Source organism: Ectobacillus funiculus, from assembly GCF_004138295.1.
Taxonomy (GTDB): domain Bacteria; phylum Bacillota; class Bacilli; order Bacillales; family Bacillaceae_G; genus Ectobacillus; species Ectobacillus funiculus.
On the sequence record NZ_SCFM01000051.1, the window covers coordinates 1 to 479 of the forward strand.

The 479-nt window shown below is 50.1% G+C and carries 1 protein-coding gene; it reads left to right on the forward strand.

What is annotated here, in order from left to right; all coding sequences use genetic code 11:
* Nucleotides 1–479: fumarate hydratase (locus tag EP737_RS21410; RefSeq protein ID WP_165350884.1), on the forward strand; the 479-nt coding region annotated here is incomplete at both ends.

Here is a 479-nt window from a genome sequence, read left to right on the forward strand (position 1 = left end):
GGCGGCTGTGAGAATAAAAACATCCAGTACAGTCTTCCCTGTGAGTTAGAGGGTCTTGGCAAAGCTGGCCGTGACCTAGACGGCATTCGGAAATGCTTACTGCACGCGGTATACCAAGCACAAGGACAAGGCTGCAGTGCGGGGGTAATTGGTGTTGGGATCGGCGGTGATCGCACATCCGGCTATGAGCTTGCTAAAGAGCAGCTATTCCGTTCATTAGACGATGAAAATCAAATTCCAGAACTGCGCCAATTAGAAGAATACGTGATGGAAAATGCGAATAAGCTAGGCATCGGAACAATGGGCTTTGGCGGCGAAACAACATTGCTTGGCTGTAAAATTGGCGTTTACAACCGTCTTCCTGCCAGCTTCTACGTATCTGTTGCGTATAACTGCTGGGCATACCGCCGCCTAGGTGTTACCCTTAGCCCAGCAACAGGCGAAATCGCCCAGTGGTTATATCAGGAAGGTGATGACAC